Origin of the sequence: Tenacibaculum sp. Cn5-46 (genome assembly GCF_022347705.1) — a bacterium.
Taxonomy (GTDB): Bacteria; Bacteroidota; Bacteroidia; order Flavobacteriales; family Flavobacteriaceae; genus Polaribacter; species Polaribacter aiptasiae.
The window spans coordinates 40,304-66,347 of record NZ_JAKRGD010000007.1 but is presented as its reverse complement, the minus strand read 5'-3'; the positions used below and the strand labels follow the sequence as shown (position 1 = coordinate 66,347).

General features: G+C 29.7%; 22 protein-coding genes. 15 read left to right on the top strand and 7 right to left on the bottom strand.

Annotated elements, in window-relative coordinates; all coding sequences use genetic code 11:
* Window positions 1–24: 24 nt before the first annotated feature.
* Window positions 25–840, bottom strand: a complete 816-nt coding sequence (locus MHN29_RS14435) for a 2,3,4,5-tetrahydropyridine-2,6-dicarboxylate N-succinyltransferase (RefSeq protein ID WP_235275257.1) — start codon at window positions 838–840, stop codon at window positions 25–27.
* Between the two features lie 116 nt (window positions 841–956).
* Here MHN29_RS14435 and ruvX point away from each other — a divergent pair, with 116 nt between their 5' ends.
* The 9 genes from ruvX (at window position 957) to MHN29_RS14390 (ending at window position 7,595) form a co-directional block, all read left to right on the top strand.
* The gene (gene ruvX, locus MHN29_RS14430) at window positions 957–1,367 is read left to right on the top strand and encodes a Holliday junction resolvase RuvX (RefSeq protein ID WP_235275256.1); all 411 of its coding nucleotides are present in this window, start codon (window positions 957–959) and stop codon (window positions 1,365–1,367) included.
* A 54-nt stretch (window positions 1,368–1,421) separates the two neighbouring features.
* A complete protein-coding gene (gene def / locus MHN29_RS14425; protein ID WP_150898532.1) occupies window positions 1,422–2,009 on the top strand; it encodes a peptide deformylase in 588 nt (195 codons plus the stop codon).
* Between the two features lie 26 nt (window positions 2,010–2,035).
* Window positions 2,036–2,458 carry a DUF5606 domain-containing protein gene (locus tag MHN29_RS14420; protein ID WP_235275255.1) on the top strand — a complete coding sequence of 141 codons (423 nt, stop codon included), beginning with the start codon at window positions 2,036–2,038 and terminating at the stop codon, window positions 2,456–2,458.
* 3 nt (window positions 2,459–2,461) lie between these two features.
* Window positions 2,462–3,241 (top strand): nucleoside triphosphate pyrophosphohydrolase, encoded by a 780-nt coding sequence (gene mazG, locus MHN29_RS14415; protein ID WP_235275254.1) that lies wholly within the window; start codon window positions 2,462–2,464, stop codon window positions 3,239–3,241.
* Between the two features lie 135 nt (window positions 3,242–3,376).
* Window positions 3,377–4,207 (top strand): M57 family metalloprotease, encoded by an 831-nt coding sequence (locus tag MHN29_RS14410; protein WP_235275253.1) that lies wholly within the window; start codon window positions 3,377–3,379, stop codon window positions 4,205–4,207.
* A 93-nt stretch (window positions 4,208–4,300) separates the two neighbouring features.
* On the top strand, window positions 4,301–5,026 hold the full coding sequence (locus MHN29_RS14405; RefSeq protein WP_235275252.1) for a (S)-benzoin forming benzil reductase: 726 nt from the start codon (window positions 4,301–4,303) through the stop codon (window positions 5,024–5,026).
* Between the two features lie 41 nt (window positions 5,027–5,067).
* Window positions 5,068–5,451, top strand: coding sequence for a hypothetical protein (locus MHN29_RS14400; RefSeq protein WP_235275251.1), 384 nt, complete (start codon window positions 5,068–5,070; stop codon window positions 5,449–5,451).
* A gap of 48 nt (window positions 5,452–5,499) precedes the next feature.
* Window positions 5,500–6,342, top strand: a complete 843-nt coding sequence (locus MHN29_RS14395) for an AraC family transcriptional regulator (RefSeq protein WP_235275250.1) — start codon at window positions 5,500–5,502, stop codon at window positions 6,340–6,342.
* A 65-nt stretch (window positions 6,343–6,407) separates the two neighbouring features.
* Window positions 6,408–7,595, top strand: coding sequence for an alpha/beta hydrolase-fold protein (locus MHN29_RS14390; protein WP_235275249.1), 1,188 nt, complete (start codon window positions 6,408–6,410; stop codon window positions 7,593–7,595).
* A gap of 71 nt (window positions 7,596–7,666) precedes the next feature.
* Here the strand turns inward: MHN29_RS14390 and MHN29_RS14385 are convergent, their stop codons facing one another.
* Both MHN29_RS14385 and MHN29_RS14380 read right to left on the bottom strand, forming a co-directional pair.
* Window positions 7,667–10,183 carry a PIG-L family deacetylase gene (locus MHN29_RS14385; RefSeq protein ID WP_235275248.1) on the bottom strand — a complete coding sequence of 839 codons (2,517 nt, stop codon included), beginning with the start codon at window positions 10,181–10,183 and terminating at the stop codon, window positions 7,667–7,669.
* A gap of 78 nt (window positions 10,184–10,261) precedes the next feature.
* On the bottom strand, window positions 10,262–11,689 hold the full coding sequence (locus MHN29_RS14380; RefSeq protein WP_235275247.1) for an ATP-dependent RecD-like DNA helicase: 1,428 nt from the start codon (window positions 11,687–11,689) through the stop codon (window positions 10,262–10,264).
* Window positions 11,690–11,791: 102 nt separating this feature from the next.
* On the opposite strand from MHN29_RS14380, the gene MHN29_RS14375 reads away from it, so the two are divergent.
* The 4 genes from MHN29_RS14375 to MHN29_RS14360 all read left to right on the top strand — a co-directional run bounded on the left by MHN29_RS14375 (window position 11,792) and on the right by MHN29_RS14360 (window position 14,267).
* The gene (locus tag MHN29_RS14375) at window positions 11,792–12,526 is read left to right on the top strand and encodes a hypothetical protein (protein WP_235275246.1); all 735 of its coding nucleotides are present in this window, start codon (window positions 11,792–11,794) and stop codon (window positions 12,524–12,526) included.
* Window positions 12,510–13,331, top strand: a complete 822-nt coding sequence (locus MHN29_RS14370; RefSeq protein ID WP_235275245.1) for a DUF3822 family protein — start codon at window positions 12,510–12,512, stop codon at window positions 13,329–13,331. Before MHN29_RS14375 ends, MHN29_RS14370 begins: the two co-directional genes overlap by 17 nt.
* Window positions 13,331–13,867 (top strand): RsmD family RNA methyltransferase, encoded by a 537-nt coding sequence (locus MHN29_RS14365; RefSeq protein WP_235275244.1) that lies wholly within the window; start codon window positions 13,331–13,333, stop codon window positions 13,865–13,867. The genes MHN29_RS14370 and MHN29_RS14365 overlap by 1 nt, the downstream gene beginning before the upstream one ends.
* A gap of 121 nt (window positions 13,868–13,988) precedes the next feature.
* Window positions 13,989–14,267 carry an STAS domain-containing protein gene (locus tag MHN29_RS14360; RefSeq protein ID WP_235275243.1) on the top strand — a complete coding sequence of 93 codons (279 nt, stop codon included), beginning with the start codon at window positions 13,989–13,991 and terminating at the stop codon, window positions 14,265–14,267.
* Window positions 14,268–14,303: 36 nt separating this feature from the next.
* Here the strand turns inward: MHN29_RS14360 and MHN29_RS14355 are convergent, their stop codons facing one another.
* Window positions 14,304–15,923, bottom strand: coding sequence for an ABC-F family ATP-binding cassette domain-containing protein (locus tag MHN29_RS14355; protein ID WP_235275242.1), 1,620 nt, complete (start codon window positions 15,921–15,923; stop codon window positions 14,304–14,306).
* Between the two features lie 182 nt (window positions 15,924–16,105).
* On the opposite strand from MHN29_RS14355, the gene MHN29_RS14350 reads away from it, so the two are divergent.
* Window positions 16,106–17,461, top strand: a complete 1,356-nt coding sequence (locus MHN29_RS14350) for a hypothetical protein (protein WP_235275241.1) — start codon at window positions 16,106–16,108, stop codon at window positions 17,459–17,461.
* Window positions 17,462–17,580: 119 nt separating this feature from the next.
* Entirely contained in the window at window positions 17,581–19,377 is a 1,797-nt protein-coding gene (locus tag MHN29_RS14345; protein WP_235275240.1) for a DEAD/DEAH box helicase, read from the top strand.
* An 83-nt stretch (window positions 19,378–19,460) separates the two neighbouring features.
* Here MHN29_RS14345 and MHN29_RS14340 read toward each other — a convergent pair whose 3' ends face one another.
* The 3 genes from MHN29_RS14340 to MHN29_RS14330 all read right to left on the bottom strand — a co-directional run bounded on the left by MHN29_RS14340 (window position 19,461) and on the right by MHN29_RS14330 (window position 25,976).
* Window positions 19,461–20,294: a prohibitin family protein gene (locus MHN29_RS14340; RefSeq protein WP_235275239.1), complete on the bottom strand. Its 834-nt coding sequence runs from the start codon at window positions 20,292–20,294 to the stop codon at window positions 19,461–19,463.
* A 130-nt stretch (window positions 20,295–20,424) separates the two neighbouring features.
* On the bottom strand, window positions 20,425–21,612 hold the full coding sequence (locus MHN29_RS14335; RefSeq protein ID WP_235275238.1) for an efflux RND transporter periplasmic adaptor subunit: 1,188 nt from the start codon (window positions 21,610–21,612) through the stop codon (window positions 20,425–20,427).
* Between the two features lie 50 nt (window positions 21,613–21,662).
* Complete coding sequence (locus tag MHN29_RS14330) at window positions 21,663–25,976, bottom strand: CusA/CzcA family heavy metal efflux RND transporter (protein ID WP_235275237.1); 4,314 nt, start codon at window positions 25,974–25,976, stop codon at window positions 21,663–21,665.
* Between the last annotated feature and the right edge of the window lie 68 nt (window positions 25,977–26,044).

The following is a 26,044-nucleotide window of genomic DNA, read 5'->3' as shown; positions in this document are numbered from 1 at the left end:
TTTATACTAATTATATTGTTCGCTTTATACAGCTACATCATACTCTCTTAAAGCATCATTTAAAGAGGTCTTTTTATTAGTACTCTCTTTACGTTTTCCAATAATTAAAGCACAAGGAACTTGATATTCTCCAGCAGCAAATTTCTTAGTATAACTACCAGGAATTACAACAGAACGAGCAGGTACTACACCTTTCATTTCTACCGGTTCATCACCTGTTACATCTATAATTTTTGTACTCATAGTTAATACTACATTAGCACCTAATACAGCTTCCTTCTCTACTCTAACACCTTCAACTACAATACAACGAGAGCCAATAAAAGCACCATCTTCAATAATTACTGGAGCAGCTTGTAAAGGCTCTAAAACACCTCCAATACCAACACCTCCTGATAAATGAACATTTTTACCTATTTGAGCACATGAACCAACAGTAGCCCAAGTATCAACCATAGTTCCTTCATCTACATAAGCACCAATATTTACATAACTAGGCATTAAAATAGTTCCTGCCGAAATATAAGCTCCATGACGTGCTACAGCATTTGGTACAACACGAATTCCTTTTGCTTCGTAATTTCTTTTTAATGGAATTTTATCATGATATTCAAAAATACCTGCTTCTAAAGTTTCCATTTTTTGAATTGGGAAATATAACACTACTGCTTTTTTTACCCATTCATTAACCTGCCAACCATCTTCAGTAGGCTCAGCAACACGCAACTCACCAGCATCTAATAAATCAACCACTTTTCTAATTGCGTTAATCGTGTTTTCTTCTTTTAATAAATCACGATTATCCCATGCTTTTTCTATAATAGATTGTAATTCTGTCATTTTTAAAATTTTCTACAAATATAAAATCTCCGTTTCAATGTAACGCGAATATACATTTTTTAAACAGATGTTTGCGCATTGTTTAAAATGCGTATTTTTGTCAAAAACAAATATATTTGGGACGAATTTTAGCCATAGATTTCGGTAAAAAAAGAACAGGAATTGCTGTTACCGATGAACTACAAATTATCGCTTCTGGTTTAACCACTGTTAATACCAATGAATTAATTACTTTCTTAATTGACTATACTAAAAAAGAAAATGTAGAATTGTTTGTTATTGGTAAACCTAAACAAATGGATAATACAGATAGTCAAAGTGAAGAATTAATTCTTCCTTTCATAGAAAAACTTAAAAAATCAATCCCAACTATCCCTTTAAAAAGAGTTGATGAGCGCTTTACTTCTAAAATGGCTTTTCAAACTATGATTGATAGTGGTTTAAAAAAGAAACAACGTCAAAATAAGGCCTTAGTAGACGAAATAAGTGCTACAATCATTTTACAATCGTATTTATACAACAAATAGTTTTCTACCCAAACCATTCTTTGTATTTTTGCACTCTTAAAAATTAAAAAATACATGATTTTACCCATTGTTGCTTACGGAGATCCCGTATTACGTAAAGTAGGACAAGAAATCGATAAAGATTATCCTCAATTAGAAAAGTTGATTTCTGATATGAGAGAAACTATGTATAACGCACAAGGTGTAGGTCTTGCTGCTCCTCAAATAGGAAAAGCAATTCGTCTTTTTTTAATTGATGCGTCTCCTTTTGCGGAAGATGAAGAATTAGAAGAAGAAGATAGAAATGTATTAAAAGACTTTAATCGTGTTTTTATTAATGCTAAAATCATCAAAGAAGAAGGTGATGAATGGGCATTTAATGAAGGTTGTTTAAGTATTCCTGATGTTAGAGAAGATGTTTTCCGTCAAGAAACCATCACTATCGAATATCAAGATGAAAACTTTGAAAAGCACACTGAAACTATCAGTGGTTTGGCTGCACGTGTTTTTCAACATGAATACGATCATATTGAAGGAGTTTTATTTACCGATAAACTTTCTTCATTAAAGAAACGATTAATTAAAAAGAAATTAGAAAATATATCAAAAGGAAAGATTAACGCTGGATATAGAATGCGTTTTCCTAATGCGAAAAGAAGATAGTCTTATAAGACTTAAAATATTTTAATATGGAATTTAACAAAATTATTGCCGTTACTGGTAAACCAGGATTATTTGAAATTTTATCACAAACTAAAACAGGAGTTATCGTAAAATCTATCGTTGATGGTAAACGTTTCCCTATTACAGCTACACATAATGTAAGTTTATTAGAGAACATTGCTATTTACACATACGAAGAGGAAGTTCCTTTAGCTAAGGTTTTCAAAAACATTGCTGATAAAGAAGATAATAAAGAGGCTATTTCTCATAAAGAAAGTGCTGCTAAATTAACAGAATACTTTTCTGAAATCTTACCTGATTTTGATGAAGAGCGTGTATATGCTTCTAATATCAAAAAAGTAATTCAATGGTATAACACTTTAGCTAAAGCTAGTTTTGACTTTAGTACTTTAGCTGTTGAAGCTGTAACTACAGAGGAAGAAGAATAAATCATGAATAATCGTAAGGCTCAATTAGACGCATTTAATCGTTTGTTAGATATTATGGATGATCTTCGAGAGAAGTGTCCGTGGGATAAAAAACAAACCTTAGAAAGTTTACGTCATTTAACAATTGAAGAAACTTACGAATTGGCTGATGCCATTTTAGATAATGATTTAAACGAAATAAAAAAAGAATTAGGCGATGTGCTTCTGCACATCGTCTTTTATGCTAAAATAGGAAGCGAAAAACAAGCTTTCGACATCGCTGATGTTGCCAACTCTATCTCTGATAAATTAATTAGTCGTCACCCTCACATATACGGTGATACTAAAGTTGAAAACGAAGAAGATGTAAAAAAGAACTGGGAAGCGTTAAAACTTAAAGAAGGGAAAGACTCCGTTTTAGAAGGTGTACCTAAAAGCTTACCCGCCGTTGTAAAGGCTAACAGAATTCAAGAAAAAGTTGCTGGAGTAGGTTTCGATTGGGAAGAACCACATCAAGTATGGGAAAAAGTTCAAGAAGAAATTTCTGAACTTAACGATGAAATTAAAAACGGCAACCAAGAGAATATAGAAAAAGAGTTTGGAGATGTACTCTTTTCTATGATTAACTACGCAAGATTTATTAACGTAAATCCTGAAAACGCTTTAGAAAAAACAAATAAAAAGTTTATCAATCGTTTTCAATATTTAGAAAAAGCAGCAAAAAAAGAAGGAAAGAAAATTTCCGAAATGACTTTAGCTGAAATGGATGTTTTTTGGAATGCCTCAAAAAAGCACTTCAAATAAAACTTTAAAACTCTCGAATATTTTATTGTACGAATTTCGTAGGAAAATCACCTTTTTTAAACAAGGGCTGTAAATCCAGTTATTATATTTAGTATCTTTAATATCAAGCGATTACAGAAACTTAATATAATAATTATGAGAAAAATGCCCCCCGGCCTTCTATCATTAATTGCCGTTATGGTATTAATGGTAAGTTGTAACGAAAACGAGTTACAAAACGTGCAAGAAACACAGACCATTTCAGAAGAAGTACTTCAAAAACTAAAAGACTTTAACATCAATACTCACGATGTTCAACTAGTTAAACGACATTTACCAGATGGAACTACTATAGATAGCTATCTTGTTGAAGGAGATATTCATTTGAGCTACGAACAAATCATGGAGTTTGATAAAATAACTAACCATTTAGGTAGAAATTATCGTACCAATAATTTAGTGACTCCTGGTACTACCATTGATATAATGGGATATACAGCTAACAATAGCTTAGGATTATCTAGTAATGAGCAAACTGCATTAACTATGGCTGTTCAGAACTATAATGAACTCAACTTAAGTATTACATTCAATTTAACCTTTGGTACTAATTTTAGCAACAAAGACATGGTAGTATATGTAGATCCTTTTGTTGGTGGTTCTGGTGGTTCAGCTGGATTCCCGTCAAATGGTAATCCAAATAAATGGATAGAAATACATGGGTTATCAAATTTAAATTTAGACATTATAGAGCATGTTATTACTCATGAAATAGGACATTCTATTGGGTTTAGACATACTGATTGGCAAACAAGACAAAGTTGTGGACAAAACATCAATGAAGGTGATGGTGGCGTAGGTGCTATCCCTATACCAGGAACAACTCCAGGTTATGACCCAACCTCTTTAATGTTAGCTTGCTTTAATTCTGGTGTAACAGGAGAATTTAATAGCAACGATATCATAGCACTAAACTACTTGTATTAGTTTAACTTCATAACATCAAAACAATAAAAGCTTTCAAATATTTGAAAGCTTTTATTGTTTTGAATTGGTACTATAAACCTGTATTTTTACTTTATGAATATAATTATTATTACAGGAGGAAGCAAAGGTATTGGTAAAGCCTTAGTTGAGAAATACGCTTCTAAAAACTATAAAGTATATACACTTTCTAGAAGTATAAATAACTTAAAAAATTGCACTGAAATCTCTGTTGATTTATCGGATAATAAAGCTACACAAGAGGCTTTTTCAACATTATTAGAAGAATTAAAGAGTATCAATATTACATCAGTTACGCTTATTAATAACGCAGGTAGATTAGGTGTGATTTCAAATTTAGAAAATATTGCTGTAGATGATATTTCTAAAAGCATCCAACTAAACACTACTACTCCACTCATTCTGTCAAGTTTATTTATTAAAAATCTTGAAGACTTAAATTGCAAAAAGCAAATTATTAATATTTCATCTGGAGCAGCTATGAAACCTTATGAAGGCTGGAGTGTATACTGTACATCAAAAGCAGCAATTGATATGATGACAAAAGCAATTGCAGCTGAACAAAACGAGTTAGAAAATGGTGTAAAATGTGTTGCTATATATCCTGGTGTAGTTGACACCAATATGCAAACTACTATTAGAAGTACCGATAAAAAAGACTTTAAAAACCTGCAACGTTTTATTGATTTAAAAGAAAATAACGAGCTTTATACACCAGAGTATGTTGCGGAGTCTATTTATTCTATAGATACTTTAAATAAGCTTAAAAATGGAGATATTGTTGATATTAGAAATTTTTAATAATGAATATTTCTTTTTATAAAAAGCTAGTCATCAAAATCATGAAAGTTTTCATCGTTTCATTTACATTGATACTATGCCATTTTTATATTTCAAATAGCTATGTATTTCCTTGGGAAAAACAAAATGTTATTCAAACAACACTTGAATGGGGTGGTTTGTATAAATTACCAAGCGAAATAAAAAACTTAACAATAGAAAAAAGAGGAAATCCATTTACTCGTCAATTTATAATTGAGTTTGAAGTAAATGATCCTAATGAAATAGATTTGTGGATAAAACAATCTAAAAGACTTAAGGATAATTTTCCTAAGATAAATAGTAACGTAAAAATCTATGAAGTTTATCCTGGAGAACAAAAATCTATAGATGGCACTGTAGAAATTCAAGGAGAGAAAGTCAAAATCAACATGAGTTGGAGCTAACACTTTCCCTTTTTATTTTTTAAAGGCTACAATTATTAAAATTGCAATATGGAAAAAGAAAGTTTTATCACTCAAAAACCCAACAATTCTCTTTTACATTCAACTATTTCCTATTATTATTTCCACAACTCATTAGTTGATACTCTTCATAAAAAATTTATTTATTATCCAAATACCAAAAATGCGCTTACTATTTATAAAAACTCAAAAGTTTCGTATAGTGAAAACAATTCTATAAGCACTCCAGAAAACAATTTTTATAGTATTCTGTATTCTGGCATACAAAAACAATTTAGAACAGCAGAAATTGTTGCTCCTTTTAATAAAATTGGTATTGTATTTCAAGAGTTAGGTATTAATCATTTTATAAATATTCCTCTATCAGAAATTACAAATAATTCTATAGACAAATCATTTAACTATTTTGGTGATGAATTTATTCAACTATGTAATTCTGTATATTCTGAGAAAAACATAGATCAAAAAATAAACCTATTAGATGCTTTTTTTATAAAAAAACATCATCCTTTTACTGAAGAAAAGCTAGAACATTCTATGAGCTTAATAGCTAATTCAGAAAGAAAAGTTACAATTAAAGAACATGCTAAAAAGTGTGGAATGAGTGAGAAGACTCTTTCAAGACTTTATAAAAAGCATCTGTGCTGTACTCCTAAAGATTATGCTAATATTGTTCAATTTAGGAAAGCTTTAAATGACTATCTATTATTAAATAAAAAATCTTCGCTAACAGAGCTAGCTATTGACAATAAATATTATGATCAGGCACAATTTATTAATCATTTTAAAAAATTAACCGGATTAAACCCAAAAACATTTTTTAAAAACATACAACACTTAGGATACGAAGACACTTTTTGGAACTTCAAATAGCTTGTGTCCATTTTCGCCAATTTTACTTTTCTATAATTACTTTTTTTTGTCAAAAAAATAAAAACATGAAATACATTATATCGTTTATTTTCTGCTCTGCAATGAACTTTTTAGTTTATTCTCAATCACCTAAGGATACTATTTTCAGCATTCAATCTGAGGCATTCAAAGAAATTCGCGAATTCAAAGTTCATCTTCCTAAAGGAATGAAAACCAACGAACATCTTCCTGTTATTTTTGTTTTTGATGCACAATGGAATCCATACTACAAATTACTTACTTCTACTATAGATTATTTAACTGAAATTAAAGAATTTCCTAGAAGTGTTGTTGTTGGAATTAAAAATAAAAAAAGACAGTATGAATTAACACCAGCTCCTGTTAATGAAGATTGGAAAATTCCTAGCTTAGGAGGAGCTAAATTTCTTGAAAAACATCTTACTAACGAGGTTATACCTTTTTTGAAAACAAAATACAATATTGCTGATTTTAGAATAGGAATAGGTCACTCGCTTGGAGGTACTTTTGTTTTAAATAGTTTAATTGATAACTCTAAGTTATTCAACGCTTATATAGCAATTAGTCCTAATCTTCAATTAGATGATGAAGAAGTTATTTTAAAATTTCAACGTAATATTACTAAAATTAAAAAGCTGAATAGCTATTTTTATGTTACTATGGGAACTTCAGGAAATACAGATAGTCAATTTTTACCTCCAGTAAAAAAACTAGATTCTGTATTAAAATTCCATAAAAGTAAAAACTTAGATTGGAATTTTAAAATTTTAAAAAATTACAATCATGCTACTACTCCTTTAGAAAGTACTCATTTAGCCTTACAAGATTTATCTAAAAGATGGAAAATATCTCCTAAACAAAGAGAAGAGATTATAAATAGTAAAAACGTGCTACAAAATTTTACACTTTTTTATGAGAAACTTTCTAATTGGACTGGATATATTGTTATTCCACAAAAGCATGATTATTATAATTTTATTGCCGCTTTAGAAAAAAACAAAAAGCATAAGGACATTATAAATCTAGCCAAAAATGCTATAGAAAATTATCCAACTGAATCGAGATACTACAATATTATTGCTGAAAACTTAATTTTAATAAATAAGAAAGCAGCAGCAAGAAAATACTTAAAGCAAGCTCTTAAAGTTTTAGAAGATGAGTATTTTGAGTATAAGAACGATAAAAAATACTTCAAAACACTATATGTAAAAAACCTAGATAAACTTAATAATTAAACTTTTGTTCATCATATTAAATAAAAAAGCTTGCCTTAGGCAAGCTTTTTTATTTGAACGAATTATGTAATCTACATTTTTATAGTTTCTTTTTTACTTTCTTCTTTACCAACCGACAACATGTTTGCAAATAATTTATAAGCTCCAGAAACTCCTGCTGGTAGCTCTCTAAAGAAACTTAAACCAGTGTACATATAATTTCCTTTACCATATTTAGCTATTAATAAACTTCCTGTCTTCGTTGACTCTCCTTTATCACTCATGGATAATATAGGTGTAAACTCTTTCCCCCATTGGTTTGGAAAATACAAACCTCTTTCTTGTACCCAACCATTAAAATCTGATTCAGAAACTTTATTTGGATAATTTAATATTGAATGATTTTTAGCTAACATCGTAACTTTTGCATGCTCATCAGTAACTCTATCTCTCGATAATTTTAGTTCAAAAGGAGCTTTTACATCTACTCTCCTACTAGTATTATACTGAACAATCATGTTACCACCATTCTTAACATAATCTAGTAAATATTTTTGTTTGAATTGTAATTCTGGTAGTACATTATAAGCACGTATTCCTACTACTACAGCATCAAATTCTTCTAAATTCTTATCGTTAATATCCTTTGGATTAATCTCTATAACATCATAACCAATTTGACGTAAACTTTCAGGAACAGCATCACCAGAACCTTGAATATAAGCAATTCTCTTACCTTGCTTTTTAATATTTAAACGCACCATTTTTGCTTCTGAAGGCAATAAAACTGATTGTTTTGGTATATGCTCATAATTAATTTCAACCAATTCCTTATCAAAAGACTCTCCATCTACTTTCGCAACAGCTTTTAAAACTACTTCTGATTGTGCATTTGGTGGTGTAACCTTAAAATCAACAACTTGTACATCTCCTTTTTGTTCTATATCAAAAGGAATTTCATTAGGTGATACTTGCCATCCATTAGGCACTTGTAAAGAAACTGTTCCTTTTACATTCTTTGCTCCAGAACGTACTTCTAATGATACTTTTTGTGAATGCTCTTCTGAGAAGATCACTACTTTATTTTTTAATTTAGTAGTTACTTTAGGAAGTATCTCAAATGGTTCATAAATTTCACCTTTATCTCTTTGAGAATATCTATGTACAACTGGAATTGTAAATGATATTTCCTTATCTTCAATTAATAAATTGTATTGTACTTGAATTGGTCTCTTTGTCTCAGGATTCCCAATAACTTTTTTGTCAGCAACTTTGTACATCCCTAAATCCCAAGGAGTACTTAACCAATAAGGAGATGAATAATCTAAAGCTTCAATAGTAATATTTTCTTTGAAGTTTTTCTTTGAATTAGGTGCTAAGTCTAATCCTTTTTTAATTTCATTGCCACCTGGTAAAACTTTTATTGATGCTAATTCCATAGAAATTTTACTTCTATTTAGTACTTCAAAATTTACGTTTACCACACTATTAGGAGTTGTACTAGAACTATTTGCTGAAGCTTCTAAATATAATCCTGCACAAGCTTTAATTATAGCTTTAAGCTCTTTACTTTTTATTTTTTTCCAGTGTTCATCTTTTAAATTTTGAACTAACTCATATGCTTTTAATAAAGCTGGTAGATGTTTAGCAGGATTGACAAAATCAAAATTTTCTTCAACTTTGTATAAGATATCTCCAATATCTCCTCCTCCTTCTACTCTATTCCAAGTAGTGTTGATTCCAGAGAAAATATCTTTTTTATCTTTAGGAAAATCCCCTTTTAAAAACTCAACATATTCAGTTTGAGAACCTCGAGTTGTCAAACGTCCAAATCCTTGACATAAATGTTGACTACTAGCAATAGAAGCTAACTCATTATTAGATAAACCTTTTAAAGGGTAGTAAGTTCCTATATCAAAACTTAACATTTTACTTTTATCCGCTTTTGCAAAATTCTCTCTACTTCCATAAAACCACCAAGATGTATTAAAAAATAATCGTTTAGGCTGCCAAACACTTGTATTTTTTAATTGGTTTGGATATTTCGTTTTATCATTGGCTAAATCAAATGCTTCTACACTTAGCATTGCTGAAGATGTATGATGACCATGTGTTGTACCAGGTGTTCTATGATTGAAACGATTGATAATTACATCTGGTTTAAATGTACGTATAGCCCAAACTACATCGGCTAAAACTTTGTCTTTATCCCAAATTTCTAAAGTCTCATCTGGATGTTTAGAATATCCAAAATCATTAGCTCTTGAAAAGCGTTGTTCTCCTCCATCTACACTTCTTGCTGCTAATAATTCCTGAGTCCTTATTACACCTAATAACTCTCTTATTTCAGGACCTATTAAGTTTTGACCTCCATCGCCTCTTGTTAACGATAAATACGCTGTTCTGGCTTTTTCATGATTAGCTAAATAAGCTATTAAACGAGTGTTCTCATCATCAGGATGTGCTGCTACATATAATGCAGATCCTAAAAAATTAAGTTTCTGTATTTTTTCATAAATCTGATTTGATGATAGTTTTTGAGGTTTTTGTGCTGATATTGATAGGGATATCAATAAAAAAGAAAAACAAAAAAGTGTTTTTTTGTACATTTTTAACGTTTTGATTGGCTAACAAATGTAACTTTTTTAGTTTGAGATTCTATCAAATTAACAAAACGCTAACATTTTTTAACTCAAGAAATACTCATCCTTAAAACCTATTAGATATAATTTTTCTTGAGCTCTCGTAACCGCTGTATATAACCATCTTAAGTATTCAACACTTGGTCCATCTGGTAAATAAGGTTGTTCTATAAAAACAGTATTCCATTGCCCTCCTTGCGATTTGTGACAAGTCATAGCGTATGAAAATTTAACTTGTAAAGCATTAAAATACTTGTTCTTTTTTACCCCCATAAACTGTTTGTATTTAGATTTTTCGTGAGCAAAATCCTCTTTTACCGCTTCATATAATTTATTAGATTCTTCATATGTTAATGAAGGACTCTCACTAGAAAGCGTATCTAAAAGTAATACCGTATCAAAAGGTTTCATATCAGGATAATCAATCATACGAATCTCAACTTCAGCAAATTTAAATCCATATAATTCCTTAATAGAATTTATACGCATTACTTCACAAATATCTCCATTGGCTATAAATCCAGCAGAAGAAGAATCTTTTAACCAGTAGTAATTATTTTTTACCACCATTACATAATCTCCTGTAGAAATTTCATTCTCTTGCCCTCTAATTCTGGTTCTAATTTGTTCATTATACTGATTAGCTCTTTTATTAGATCGAACTATAATTGCGGTATCTTCAACTCCTAAATCACCATCGTATGCCATAGTTATAGCATCTTGTATATCATAACTATCTTCTAAACGAATAATATCGGTAAAGTTTAAATCAAACTTAAAATGAGTTGCATCGTTTTGTACTAACAAACGTAAATCGGTAGCATTTGCTAAAATTCCCGAATCTTCTTGTTGCCTAACTACTTCATCTAATTCAATTTCCGTTACATCTTTATTATATTGAAACGAAAGATTATCTGCCTCTAAAGCTGGGCTCACTGTTAATTTTACAGGAGGTAACTGTGCAGTATCTCCTATAAAAACAATTTTACAGTTTTTACCGGAATATACATATGATATTAAATCATCTAACAATGAACCATTTTCAAATAGTTTTGCGTTTTGTCGATCGTCAGAAATCATAGAAGCTTCATCTACTATAAATATAGTATCAGAATGTTTATTTGGTTGCATAACAAAACTTACACCACCATTACTCTGCTTTTTGGGAAAATATATTTTTTTATGTATTGTAAATGCCTGTCTTTTTGAATAACCTGCAATTACTTTTGCAGCACGTCCAGTTGGAGCCAATAGCACTGCTTTTTTTCCTGCTTTCCATAAATTATGAACTACAGTACTAATAATTGTTGTTTTTCCTGTTCCTGCATAACCTTTTAGTAAAAAAAGGGCGCGATTATTGCTGTCAAAAATAAAATGCGTTAACGTATCTAATAATTCCGTTTGTTTTTGAGTAGGCTCGTACGGAAATTTTTGTAATATTTCTTTATAAAAATTGGGTGCTGATTCTATCATATTTCAAATAATCGTCAAAGATAAATGTATTTATAGATAATTATTTTCATGATTGAAAAAAAATTGTAGATTTGCGTATATCATATATTAAAAACAAAAAAAATGAATTTATTATTAATGATTTTGGCAGCTGTTGTGGTTGCAATTCTTTTAGCTTTTCTTATCGTTAAGTTTGTACCACTGAAAATGAGATGGTTAATTTCTATATTATTATTAGCTGCTACTGCTTTTTTAGTATATAAAATTTATGGAGGTATTATGGAGCCTATTAATTTTGCTAAAGATAAAAAGGTGAAATATGCTAAAGTTATTGAGAATTTAAAATTAATTCGTGACGCAGAGGTAAAATATAAAGAAGTTCACAAAGTTTATACGGATAGTAAAGATTCTTTAATTAACTTTATAGAAAATGGAAAACTAGCTTTAACAGAAACTAAAAATGTTGAAGAAAAAGTAGACCGTGGAGGAGGAATTTTTATTACTATTTCAAAAAAGCAAATTGATACTATTGGTTACGAACCTGTATCAAAATACTTTGAAGGTAAAGATTACAAAGAAATGTTTAAAGTTCCTGGTACTGATAAAGAATTTCAGTTAGCTATTGGTAAAGTAGAAAAAGTAGCTGGTTTATTAGTTCCTGTATTTGAAGCTAAAGCAGACAAAGCTTCTATTTTAAAAGGAATGAGTCCTTCATTAGTAAAGCAAGAATTAGAAGCTATAGAAACTGACCAAATCAAAGGTGAATTTGTTTCTGTTGGATCTTTAGATGAAGTAACTACTGGTGGTAACTGGCCTCCTTACTACGATAAAGCTGAAGCACTTGCAAAAAAAGAGTAAAAAAATAAGCGCCTTAGCGCAGCATAAAAATCTATCCATCCAATTTAGTTTGGATGGATTTTCTTTTTGTATCTCTAATTCAGAGACAAAAGATCCTATAGTTTTTACACAATATATTTTTGACACTCCATTAGCTTCTCCAGAAGCTTTATTGAACGAAGTCATAAACATATTTGGCACTGATAAAGATTTACAACAAGATTTCACCTCTATCTTTGCTATACATCAAAATAATTTATCTACCCTTGTTCCTGATAAATATTTCGATAAAAACAATTTAGATTCTTATCTAAAATACACAGTAAAAACACTTTCTACAGATTTAATCACATATGATTCTTTAGATAAAATGGATGCTCATACAGTCTATATTCCTTATGTGAACATTAATAATTATCTATTTCAAAATTTTGGAGAGTTTGAATTCAAGCATCACTCTACTGTATTAATTAATAAACTCTTAAAACAAGTAGAAAATAATTTAAAAGATTCTTTTTACGTACATGTATCAGTTAATCAATTAGATATTGTAGTTTTTGAAAAGAATTCTTTGAAGCTTTATAATTCATTTTCTATTCAAACAAAAGAAGACTTTATTTATTATATATTGTTTACTGCTGAACAATTAGAAATGGATCCTAATGTATTTGAATTAAGCTTTATTGGTGATATTGAAAAAGAATCTGAATTATATAATATTACTTATAATTACGTTCGTAATATTAATTTTATTAGCTCAAAATCAGGATTTTTTACCAGCAGTACCGATTTTTTAACACACACTAATTTTATTCTAGTATCCTAATGCGAATTATTTCAGGAAAATATAAAAGCAAGCGAATTTCTGCTCCTAAGAACTTACCTGTTCGTCCTACGACTGACATGGCTAAAGAATCTTTATTTAACATCTTAAATAACTTATATTATTTCGAGAATATATCTGTAATAGACTTATTTGCTGGAACTGGTAACATTAGTTATGAATTTGCTTCTCGCGGAACTGAAACAATTTATGCAGTAGATGCTAATTATGGATGTATAAAGTTTATTAATCAAACTTCTAAAGAACTTGATTTAAATATAAACACCTATAAAAGTGACGTTTATAAATTCTTAGAAAAAACACCTTTAAAATCAGATGTAGTTTTTGCAGATCCACCATATGATTTTGAAGCTTCTCAATTTTTAAAAATAGCTGACCTTGTTTTTGAAAAAGAACTCTTAAATGAAGATGGAATTTTAATTATTGAACATTCTAAGCATACTGACTTAACAGAACACCCAAAACATAGTTATGACAAGCGTTATGGCGGAAATGTTTTTAGCTTTTTTGAATATTAAATCTTACTTCAACTATATAAACTTACCAATTAACTTAGGATAACTTCCTTTTATCGAAAAAAGAAGAACTAAACTATTTAATAACCTTAACTTAAATCTCGCATAACATTAAACTTATAATATGGGATTTAAAATTACACATTCTGATGGGCATTTGCATTTAAACGGGGAGTTAAATATAAATAATCTCTCTTTTGTTAAGAAAAATGTAAATTCTTACTTTAAAAAAAATGAATCGATTGTTTTAGACATCGACAATGTAACAGAAATCGACCCTCACGGTATAGATTATATTATTAAATTGTATCAAAAAGCGAAGACTTTAGAAAAGAAATTTCTTTTTTACGGAAAGGGTTCAAGAGATATTATTGACGAATTACAATATAGAAATATTGAATAAAAATAAAAAAGAGAGCTATTTAGCTCTCTTTTATCTTTATGAATACATCTTGTTTCTTAATTCTTTTACTTTAGGATCAGCTAAGTAATCATCAAAAGTAGAATATTTGTCAATTACTCCTTTTGGGGTAATTTCTATAATTCTGTTCGCTACTGTTTGTGCAAACTCGTGGTCATGAGTTGAAAATAATACAGTTCCTTTGAAGTTTATTAACGAATTGTTCAGTGCTTGAATCGACTCTAAATCTAGGTGATTAGTTGGTTCATCTAACATTACAATATTAGCACGAGTCATCATCATTCTAGATAACATACAACGTACTTTTTCTCCTCCTGAAAGTACATTACTCTTCTTTAATGCTTCTTCTCCAGAGAAAATCATTTTCCCTAAGAAACCTCTTAAAAACACTTCTTCTCTCTCCTCTTCTGTTTTAGCGTATTGACGTAACCAATCTACTAAATTCAATTCTCCATTTTGAAAGAAACTAGAGTTATCAGCTGGCAAATATGATTGTGTTGTTGTAACACCCCAAGCATATTTTCCTGAATCTGCTTCTTCATTTCCAGAAATAATTTGATAAAAAGCTGTTACTGCTTTTGAATTTCTAGAAATAATAGCAACTTTATCTCCTCTATTTAAGTTGATATCTACATTTGCAAATAAATCTTCACCTTCAAATGACTTAGATAATCCTTCAATATTTAAAATTTGATCTCCTGCTTCTCTATCTCTATCAAAAATAATTGCTGGATAACGACGTGATGATGGTTTAATTTCATCAACATTTAACTTCTCAATCATTTTCTTACGAGAAGTTGCTTGTTTAGATTTAGCAACATTTGCAGAAAAACGACGAATAAATTCTTCTAATTCTTTCTTTTTATCTTCTGCTTTTTTGTTTTGTTGAGCTCTTTGTTTAGCTGCTAATTGAGAAGATTCATACCAAAATGTATAATTTCCTGAATAATGATTAATTTTTCCAAAATCTATATCAGAAATATGCGTACATACTGCGTCTAAAAAGTGACGGTCATGTGATACTACGATTACAGTGTTTTCATAGTTTGCTAAGAAATTTTCTAACCAAGCAATAGTTTCGAAATCTAAATCGTTCGTAGGCTCATCCATTATTAGAACATCTGGATTTCCAAATAATGCTTGAGCTAATAACACACGTACTTTTTTCTTAGAATCTAAATCTGCTAATAATGTATAATGATCTTCTTCTTTTATTCCTAAGTTAGATAACATTGTTGCTGCTGAAGAATCTGCATTCCATCCGTCCATTTCTTCAAAACGAACCTGTAACTCTCCTATTTTTTCTGCATTTTCATCAGAATAATCAGCATATAAAGCATCTATTTCAGATTTAATCTTATATAGTTCTTTGTTACCTTTTAAAACAGCTTCTAAGGCAGTAAACTCATCAAAAGCATAATGATCTTGAGTTAAAACCGACATTCTCTTCCCCGGCTCTAGGTGAACATGACCAGATGTTGCTTCTTGTTTTCCTGATAAAATCTTTAAAAAAGTAGATTTTCCTGCTCCATTTGCTCCGATAATTCCATAACAATTACCTTGAGTAAATTTTGTATTTACTTCATCAAATAAAACACGTTTACCAAACTGAACTGATAAATTAGAAACTGTTAACATTTATATTTTTTTAAATTTCCGTGCAAAAGTAAAAAATATACCAACCAAAAAAGAATTTGCAAGGAAATATTTAACATATTACTTTTGATGCTTTTAATTCTTTTAACAACGAATTAACAGCTTGATTATATAGAGATGTCTATTTTTGAGCACTATATCTTTATCAAGATAATAACAAAAACATGACTAGAAATTTTATATACATAATATTAATCATATTTATAGGATGTAAAGATTCAAAAACCCCTAAATCAACATATTTTGGCGGTAAAATCATTAATCCTAAATGTAGTTATGTTACCCTTTCTGATAATTACAATTTTAACGATACCATATATTTAAAAAAAGACAATAGTTTTATTGGTGATTATAAAAACTTAAAAGAAGGCTTATATATATTTAGTCATGGGCCAGAACACCAATACATCTATTTAGAACCAAATGATAGTTTACTTTTTCGATTAAATACATGGGATTTTGATGAATCATTAGTTTTTAGTGGTGAAAATGCAGAACGAAATAACATATTAATTGAATCTTTTTTACAAACAGAACAAGAAGATAAATACATTTCTAAACTTTATAAGTTACCACAGGAAGATTTCTTAAAGAAAATTGATTCTCTTAAACAAATTAGAGTAGAAATTATTGACAATTATAAAAGTAAAAACAATAACATCTCTGAAAAATTTAACGAGATACTTAATATTGCTTTATTATATCCTGTTTATAACTATAAAGAAAAATACGCAATACACAATTATTCAAAAGAAGCGCCAGAAGAATTAGTTGATTCTTATTTCGATCACCGTGATAATATTAGTGTAAAAAAAGATTCTTTAATTTTTTATGGTCCTTATTATAGATTTATAAAAGATAAATTATATAACGATGTTTATCTTAAAAAATTAAATTCTGACCCAAAGAACTTTACTAGCGATTTATTAAAAAATATTGATTCTGAGATTTCTTCCGAAGAAATAAAAAACAAACTGTTATACAACACAATGGTTCGTCATTTCTTTAAAGATCCTAAAAATAAAAATGAAGCCTTTTTTACTTTCTTTAAGTTAAATACCAATATTGATCAGAAAAAGAATATTCAACGCTTAAAAAACGATCTTAAAGTATTAAATAATGGAGAGAAAATCCCTTCTTTTGATTTAATCGATGCTACTGGAGAAGTAAAAAATATTTCAAAAATAATAAAAGGAAAAAATGCAGTTTTATTATTTAAAAATTATAAATATGCATCTGATGAGTGGGTATCTTCTCGTATTAATTACTTAATCAAAAATAATCCTGATGTAAACTTTGTAGTTGTTAACTTATGTAGTGACTTTAAAAGATATACTAAAAATGTAGATTTTAAATACCAATATACCTTACCAGCTAAGAGTGCTGTTTGCAATTTTTCTTCTAGTAAATTCCCTCGTATGTTACTAATTGACAAGAATGGTATCATTGTAAATGGATACACAAGTTTATCAGCAAAAGATATCAACCTACAAGTCAACAACTTACAAAAAACAAAATAACACTCTATAATTCATTTATTTAGTGTACTTTTGCGCCGTCCAAAATCTCACTAAGAGATAATTTATATTAATATTAGAATTCGCGGAGGGGCATCTGTGAGTTCTCTAAAAACCACAGTATGTCAAAATTTTTAGATTTAGGTTTGAAAGAACCTATCAATAAAGCTTTAATGGATTTAGGTTACGAAAATCCAACCGTAATTCAAGAAAAAGCAATTCCACAAATTATTTCTTCTAAAGAAGATTTAAAAGCATTTGCACAAACAGGTACAGGAAAAACTGCTGCTTTTAGTTTACCTATTATAGAATTAGCTGATCAAACAAGTTTAAATACTCAGGCTATTATCCTGTCTCCTACTCGTGAACTAGCTGTTCAAATAGGAAGAAACATTGAAGATTTTTCAAAATACTTGCCTAACTTAAAAGTAGCTACTGTTTATGGTGGTGCTAATATCGAAGAACAAATTAAGAAGCTTAAAAGAGGTGTTCAAATTGTAGTTGGTACTCCAGGAAGAACTGTTGACTTAATTAAAAGAAAAGCTTTAAAGCTTGGAAACGTTCAATGGTTAGTACTTGATGAGGCTGACGAAATGTTAAACATGGGGTTCAAAGATGAGTTAGATCAAATCTTAGAAACTACTCCAGAAACTAAACAAACGTTATTATTCTCTGCTACTTTTCCAAGAGAAGTTGAAGCAATAGCTCGTAATTATATGTCAAATCCTGCTGAAATTACTTCAGGACAAAAAAATCAAGGATCAGACAATGTAAGTCACGAATACTATTTAGTAAATGAAAAAACTCGCTACCCTGCTTTAAAAAGAGTAGCTGATTTAAATCCAAATATTTACGCTATTGTATTTTGTAGAACTCGAAGAGAGACTCAAGAAGTTGCAAATAACTTAATCCGAGATGGTTATAATGCAGATGCTTTACACGGTGATTTATCACAAGGGCAACGTGATAGCGTTATGGATAAGTTCCGTAAAAAAACTATTCAAATATTAGTAGCTACAGATGTTGCTGCTCGTGGTTTAGATGTAAATAACCTAACACACGTTATCAACCATAAATTACCAGATCAGATAGAAAATTACAATCACCGTAGTGGTAGAACTGGTAGAGCTGGTAATAAAGGAGTTTCTATTGCTTTAGTTAGCAGAAAGGAACAAGGAAGATTACGCCCTATTGAGCGTATTCTTAAAAAGAAATTTATTCACACACCTGTACCTTCTGGTAAAGAAATATGCCACAATCAATTATTCCATTTAATTGACAAAGTTCATAATACAGAAGTAAATACTGAACAAATTAATGGTTTCTTACCTAGTATTTATGAAAAATTAGAAGGATTATCTCGTGAAGAATTAATTCAAAAATTTGTTTCTTTAGAATTTAACACCTTCTTATCTTACTACGAGAATGCTCCTGATTTAAATAATTTATCATCAAGAGAAAATTCAAGAGGTAGATCTACAAATGAGAACATGACTCGTTTCTTCATTAATTTAGGTAGAAAAGATAAATTAAACCCAGCTAAGTTAATTGGTTTAATCAATGATCAGAATATTACTGATAAAATTGAAATTGGGGCTATTGATATTTTAGATACTTTCTCTTTCTTCGAAATTGATAAGAACTTTGAAAAGGAAACTTTAGATACTTTTAGTGCTAATAATCCTGATTTTAACGGTAGAACTGTTAATATTGAAATTACTAAATCTGACCGTGGTGGTAGAAAACCTCGTAGAAACGGTGGTGGTAAATTTAGCGGAAAAAGAAGAAGTAACGACAATAGAGATAACAACAAAGGCGGATTTGGTAGAAGACGTAATAACGATAGTTCTAATAATTCATCAAGAAGAAGCAACAATAGAGCTTCTGCTGGATTTGGAAGAAAACGTAGAAGAGATTAATTCCACATCATATATACATAAAAAAAACAGCTCAAATGAGCTGTTTTTTATGTATAATTATAGTTTTTTAGTTTCAAAAACTACTATTGATTCCCTAATATTATTGGCATTCCGCTTTTACCAGCTCCAATTAACACCACTTTACTATTAGGCGATTCTGATAATTTTAAAGTAGCTTCTATCCCTTTTTCTTGTAAAATCTTATCTGTTAACGAAGCACTTAAAATTTTGTTCGCGATTGCTTTACCTTCTGCATCAATTTTTTGTCTTTCAGCTTCTTTCTTTGCCTTTGCTAACCTAAACTCATATTCTAAAGATTCTTGCTCTTGCTTTAACTTAGTCTCAATTGCTGTTCTAATTGTGGTTGGTAACTTAACATCTTCAACTAAAACTCTTTTTACGATTAAGAACTGATCCTTTAAAACTGTTTTTACTTCATCTAAGATCTCTTGCTCAATTACATCTCTTTTACTTGAATATAATTGTTCAGGAGTATAACGTCCAACTACACTTCTTGCTGCTGCATTAATTGCTGGATCTAATAATTCACGCTCGTAATCTTCTCCTTTAGTTTTAATTAACTTCCCTAAGTTATTAAACTCTGGTTCATACCATATTGTTCCATTAACTTTTACTTCTAATCCATTTACAGAAAGTACATTCATTTCGTCTGATACTGATTGTTGACGTACTTTTCTTATAATCATCTTATTCCAAGGGGCTACAATATGAAATCCTTCTCCATATGTTTTCTCCGTATTAATACCATCTCCTAAAGTTTCAAATATAACTCCTCCCTCTCCAGGTCCTATTGTTACTGTTGATTTAGAAAATATAATAATTACCACAACGGCAATTATACCCAGTAAAAAAAGCCCTTTAGGTAATTGTAAATCTAATTGTTGTCTATTATTCATGTCTGTTTTTTATTTATATCAAAAATACTGAATTAATTCTCTAAACTAAACAACTATCTATATGCTTTAAAAGAATATTTTATTGAGGTGTCTTAGTTTTTATTTCTAAAACACCTCCAAAAACTTTTATTTAATGTGCATGCCCATCCATTCCCCCAGCTTGTTGCAAAAGTTTCCCTTTTAAGAAATGAGCTCCTTTCGTTACTATTTTTATATTATAGTTGTTATTCTGAATCGTTTTTATCTCTGTAAAACCATTATCTGTATTACCTAGTGTAACTTCTACAGGAATAAAATCTTTATTATTTTCTGACATGAAAATAAAACTTTCTCCTTCATTATCTATAATTGCTTCTTCTGGGACTGCAAATACTTCATTACCATCCAGTAAAATTTGTGCGTTGATAAACATTCCAGATTTTAAACGGTTTTGTTCGTCTTCAAAATGCCCATGAACATTTACTGTTTTAGTCTTATCATCTACTTTTTGGCTTATTAGTTTTATATAACCTTCATATGAAACATCTAATCCTGAAGGTGTAAAAATAAAAGTGTCTCCTTTTTTTACTTTTATAATATCAGTTCCAAAAACATTCAATTCAGCGTGCATATGATCGTTATCTATAATCTCCATCATTTCACTATTAGCTGCTAAAAACATCCCTTTATTTAAATTGTTTTCAACAATATACCCCTCAATTGGTGCCTTTACATAAACATATTGTTGAATTCCATTTTTTGCAACAGTTTGCGGCGATAATCCAGCCATTTTTAATTGAGAAGCATAACTACTGGCTAAACTCTTTGCCGAACGGTAAATTCCTTCTGTTATTTGAAATGATTTTTTAGATGTTATATCGTTTTCTAATAACATTTTTTTACGTTCATAATCAGCTTTGGCTACATTTAATTTATTAATTGCTTCTAAATATGCATATTGTAAATTGATAAAATTAGGATGTTGTAATACTGCTATCGTTTGTCCTTTACTAACTCTATCTCCAGGCAACAAATCTGTTTTAAATACAAAAGCTTCCATAGGTGCATATATAGTTGCTTTACTTTGAGGTGGTACCTCTATTGTCCCTGTTACTTCTATTCGATCTCTAATTTTCTTTTTACCAATACTTTCAACCTTAATTTTTGCCGTTTCAAACTGCGCTTTTGTTAAATGTATCTCATTTTCATTATGATTGTCCTTTACTGAAGAAGATTTTACTTCTTTGTTTTTATCTTCTTTAGCATGATCATGTCCTGAATGATCTTCTTTACAACTAATGGTTATTATTGTAATTAATATTAAAATGATTTTTTTCATATTATAATGTCTTTTAACTCTACTCTCCTTAAGAGTTTATAAATCTGTTCTTATTCTTTAGTATAAAACTCGTACGCTATTACGGTTTGATTGTAATTATTTATAAGTAATAAATAATTCTGCATCACTTGAAAATAGGCATTAAAACTCTGGTTATATTGATAGGCATCAATTTCTCCAGACTTGTATGCTATTTCTAATTTTTCAATAAATTTTTCTGCTTGCTTTTTTGTTTCTTCAATACTTAAAAGTTCGCTTTCTAAATACTTTATTTGATTTTGTAAACTTTTAAAATTGTTTTGAATTGCTATTTTTTTCGATTCATTTTCAAAAACTATCTCTTCTTTAAGAATCTTTTGCTTTATAATTTTTGCATTATTTGACCAAAATGATAATGGAATATTAACTCCCACATTAAAACCTGTGTACCCATTATTATTTCCAGTTTTTCTATTGATAACTCCCGCTTTTAACTCTGGAAAATAAATAGCTTTTGCTGTAGAAATACTTCTCTCTGCTACTTTGTTACTTTTTTCTAACACCTGTAAAAACGTATCTGAAAGCGTATCTTTCTGAATTGAAATCTCTTTTTTCTTTGGAAATTTAGTCGCTGGAACTATTGCTGATGTCAATTGTAATAATTCTTTTAACTGATTCTCTACCAATAAAAAATCTTTATAAACTTTATTCTTCTGAGATTGTACTCCTAAAGACTGAATTGTTGTTAAATCATTTTCTAAACCGCCTATTTCTCCAGATTTATGTAACTTTTTAGCTATACTCTTTATTTGATTAGTATTATCTTGTTGTTCTTCCATAAGAGAAATCAATCCAAATAAATAATGCCATTCTTGATATAGCTTTTTTACTCTTGTTATCGTTTCTTTTTTAGAAACTTCTTTTAAAAATTTTGCTAAATCAAATTTTGATTTCGCTAACTTTCTTTTTTGAATATGCGATAATATTGAACCGAAATTTTGATTTATAGCCCACTCCTGCTCTGTTAAACCTGGTGCTATTCCTACATCCTGATATTGTACTGATGTTGGGTTTAATGCGATAGCTCCAGAAATTGCTGCTTTACTTTTATCTACATTTAAACTTGCTTTCTTCAGTAAAACATCTTTTTTCAAAACTATATCTATAGCTTCATTCTCTGTTAACTTTTGAGGAACTTCTTGAGCTGTTATTATCGATACACTAAATAATAAAATAAGAACTGTAACTGCTTTATTAAACGCTACCTTTTTAACTTTTACTGTTTCAAAAATCATATATAGAACAGGCAATATTAATAGGGTTAATAAGGTTGCTGATATTAAACCACCTATTACCACAGTAGCCAGTGGTTTTTGAACTTCTGCTCCTGCCGATGAAGAAATTGCCATTGGTAAAAAACCTAGAGAGGCTACTGCTGCTGTCATTATTACGGGTCTTAATCGAATAGAAGTTCCTTTTTTAACTATTTCTTTTAAATCGGTTAGACCATCTTTCTTTAAACGATTAAACTCCGCTATTAACACAATACCATTTAATACGGCTACTCCAAATAAAGCAATAAACCCTATCCCTGCTGATATTGAAAATGGCATATCTCGTAACCATAAAGCATAGATTCCACCTATAGCCGACATTGGTATTGCGGTATAAATTAAAATACTTTGTTTAATTGATTTAAACGTTATGTATAATAATAGAAATATTAGTAATAAAGCTACTGGTACTGCTACTCCTAAACGAGCACGAGCTTCTTCTAAATTTTTAAAAGTACCTCCATAAGTAATATAATAACCTGGATCAAACTGAATTTTACTATTTACTTTCTGTTTTAACTCTGCTACTATACTTGCTACATCACGTCCACGAACATTAAATCCTACTGTTATTCTACGTTTTGCATCATCTCGTTGTATCTGATTTGGACCTGTTTCAAAATTAATTGTTGCCACATTGGATAATGGTATTTGAACTCCGCTAGGTGTTGTTATATACAATTTTCGAATATCTTCGATATTATTTCTATTCTCTTTTGCCAATCGAACTACCAAGTCAAAACGCTTTTCTCCTTCATATACATATCCTGCATTTTGTCCTGCAAATGCTGCATTAATAGCTGTATTTACATCAGAAATATTCAATCCATAATAAGCTAATTGACTACGATTATAATCTATAACTATTTGTTTTAAACCAGTTACTTTTTCAACATACAAATCTTCTGCTCCTGCTACTTCAGGAATAATATTATTTAATTTATTGGCATATTTTACTAACTTATTTAAGTCTTCACCATAAATCTTTAATACTACATCTTGTCTTGCTCCTGTCATTAACTCATTAAAACGCATTTGTATAGGTTGTTGGAATCCATAGGAAACTCCTAACATATTATCTTCTAATACTTTTTGCATTTTATTAGTCAATTCATTTTTTGTCTTAGCCTTTGTCCATTTCTCTTTATCTTTTAAAATAATTATAATATCGGAAGCTTCAATAGGCATAGGATCAGTAGGGATTTCTGATGAACCAATTCTACTTACAATTTGCTCTATTTCATCCGGAAATTCTTTTAATAACAGCTCTGATGATTTATTAGATACATCAATAGTATAAGACAACGAACTTCCTGTAGATACTACTGTTTGTACCGCTAAATCACCTTCATCTAATGAAGGGATAAATTCAGAACCCATTCTTGAAAATGTAAACAAACTCAACCCGAAAATAGCTACTGCTATAATGATTACTTTTTTCTGATTATTTAGCACTAATTCAAGCAAGGGTGAATATGCTCTTTGTATCGATTCTATTATTTTATCAGAAATATTTTTCTTGTTATTAATTGTCTTTTTTAAGATCAATGCGCTCATCATAGGCACATAGGTTAAAGACAAAATAAAGGCTCCTAGTATTGCAAAACTTACTGTCATAGCCATAGGTTTAAACATTTTACCTTCAATACCTACCAATGCTAAAATTGGCAAATACACTATTAAAATAATAATTTCTCCAAAGGCTGCACTAGTTCTAATTTTCGAAGCAGAATTATATACTTCTTCATCCATTTGCTCCTGTGAAAGTTTTTCTCCTGACTTTATTAAGCCTAAATAATGCAAAGTAGCTTCTACAATAATTACAGAACCATCTACAATAATTCCAAAATCAATAGCTCCTAAACTCATTAAATTTCCAGAAACTCCAAAAACATTCATTAAGCTAATTGCAAACAACATTGCCAATGGAATTACTGAAGCTACAATAAGTCCTGCACGCAAATTCCCTAATAATAATACAAGGATAAATATGACTATTAATGCTCCTTCTACAAGGTTGGTAGCTACAGTATTAATTGCTTTATCAACTAGCTTCGTTCTGTCTAAAAAAGGTTTAATTGCTACACCTTCTGGCAAGCTATTTTCTATTTGAATAATTCGTTCTTTTACATCTTTAATTACTTTTGAGGAGTTTGCTCCTTTTAACATCATTACTATAGCTCCTACAACTTCTCCATCTGTATTTCTAGTCATCGCTCCATAACGTACAGCATGTCCTAACTGAACTTTCCCTATATCTTTTATCAAAATAGGCGCACCATTTTTAGTGTTCTTAACAACTATATTTTTGATGTCTTCTGGTTTATTAATTAAACCTTCACTCCTAATAAAATATGCTTTCGGATTTTTATCAATATAAGCTCCTCCTGTATTTTGATTGTTTTTAGCTAATGCTTCATAAACTTCACTAATACTTACATTCAAAGCTTGTAATCGCTCTGGTTGAATTGCAACTTCATATTGCTTTAAAAAACCTCCAAAACTACTCACGTCTGCTACGCCTTCTATTCCTAGTAATTGACGTCGAACTATCCAATCCTGAATAGAACGTAGTTCCATTGCTGAATACTGCTTCTCAAAACCTTTTTTAGCATATAATGTATATTGATATATTTCTCCTAAACCTGTGGTTACTGGTGCCATTTCTGGAGTTCCTACTCCATCTGGTATTTGATTTTTTGCTTCAACCAATCGTTCACTTATTTGTTGACGTGCCCAATAGATATCTACGTTATCTTTAAATACAACAGTTACTACACTTAGACCAAATCGAGAAAAAGATCGAACTTCTTCTATATCTGGAATACTTGACATGGTTAACTCTATTGGAAAAGTTACTAAACGCTCAATATCTTGAGCCGATTGTGATGGTGCTGAAGTAATTATTTGCACCTGATTATTAGTAATGTCTGGTACTGCATCTATTGGTAATTGTTTTAATGAATATATTCCCCAACCAATTAATGCGAATACCAAAGCTCCAATAATCAATTTATTTTTAATTGAAAATTTTATGATATTATCTAACATTTTTCATGTGTTTAATTCTATTTTAATACGATATGTTCCCGATTTATCTATAAATCCGGTATAGCAGA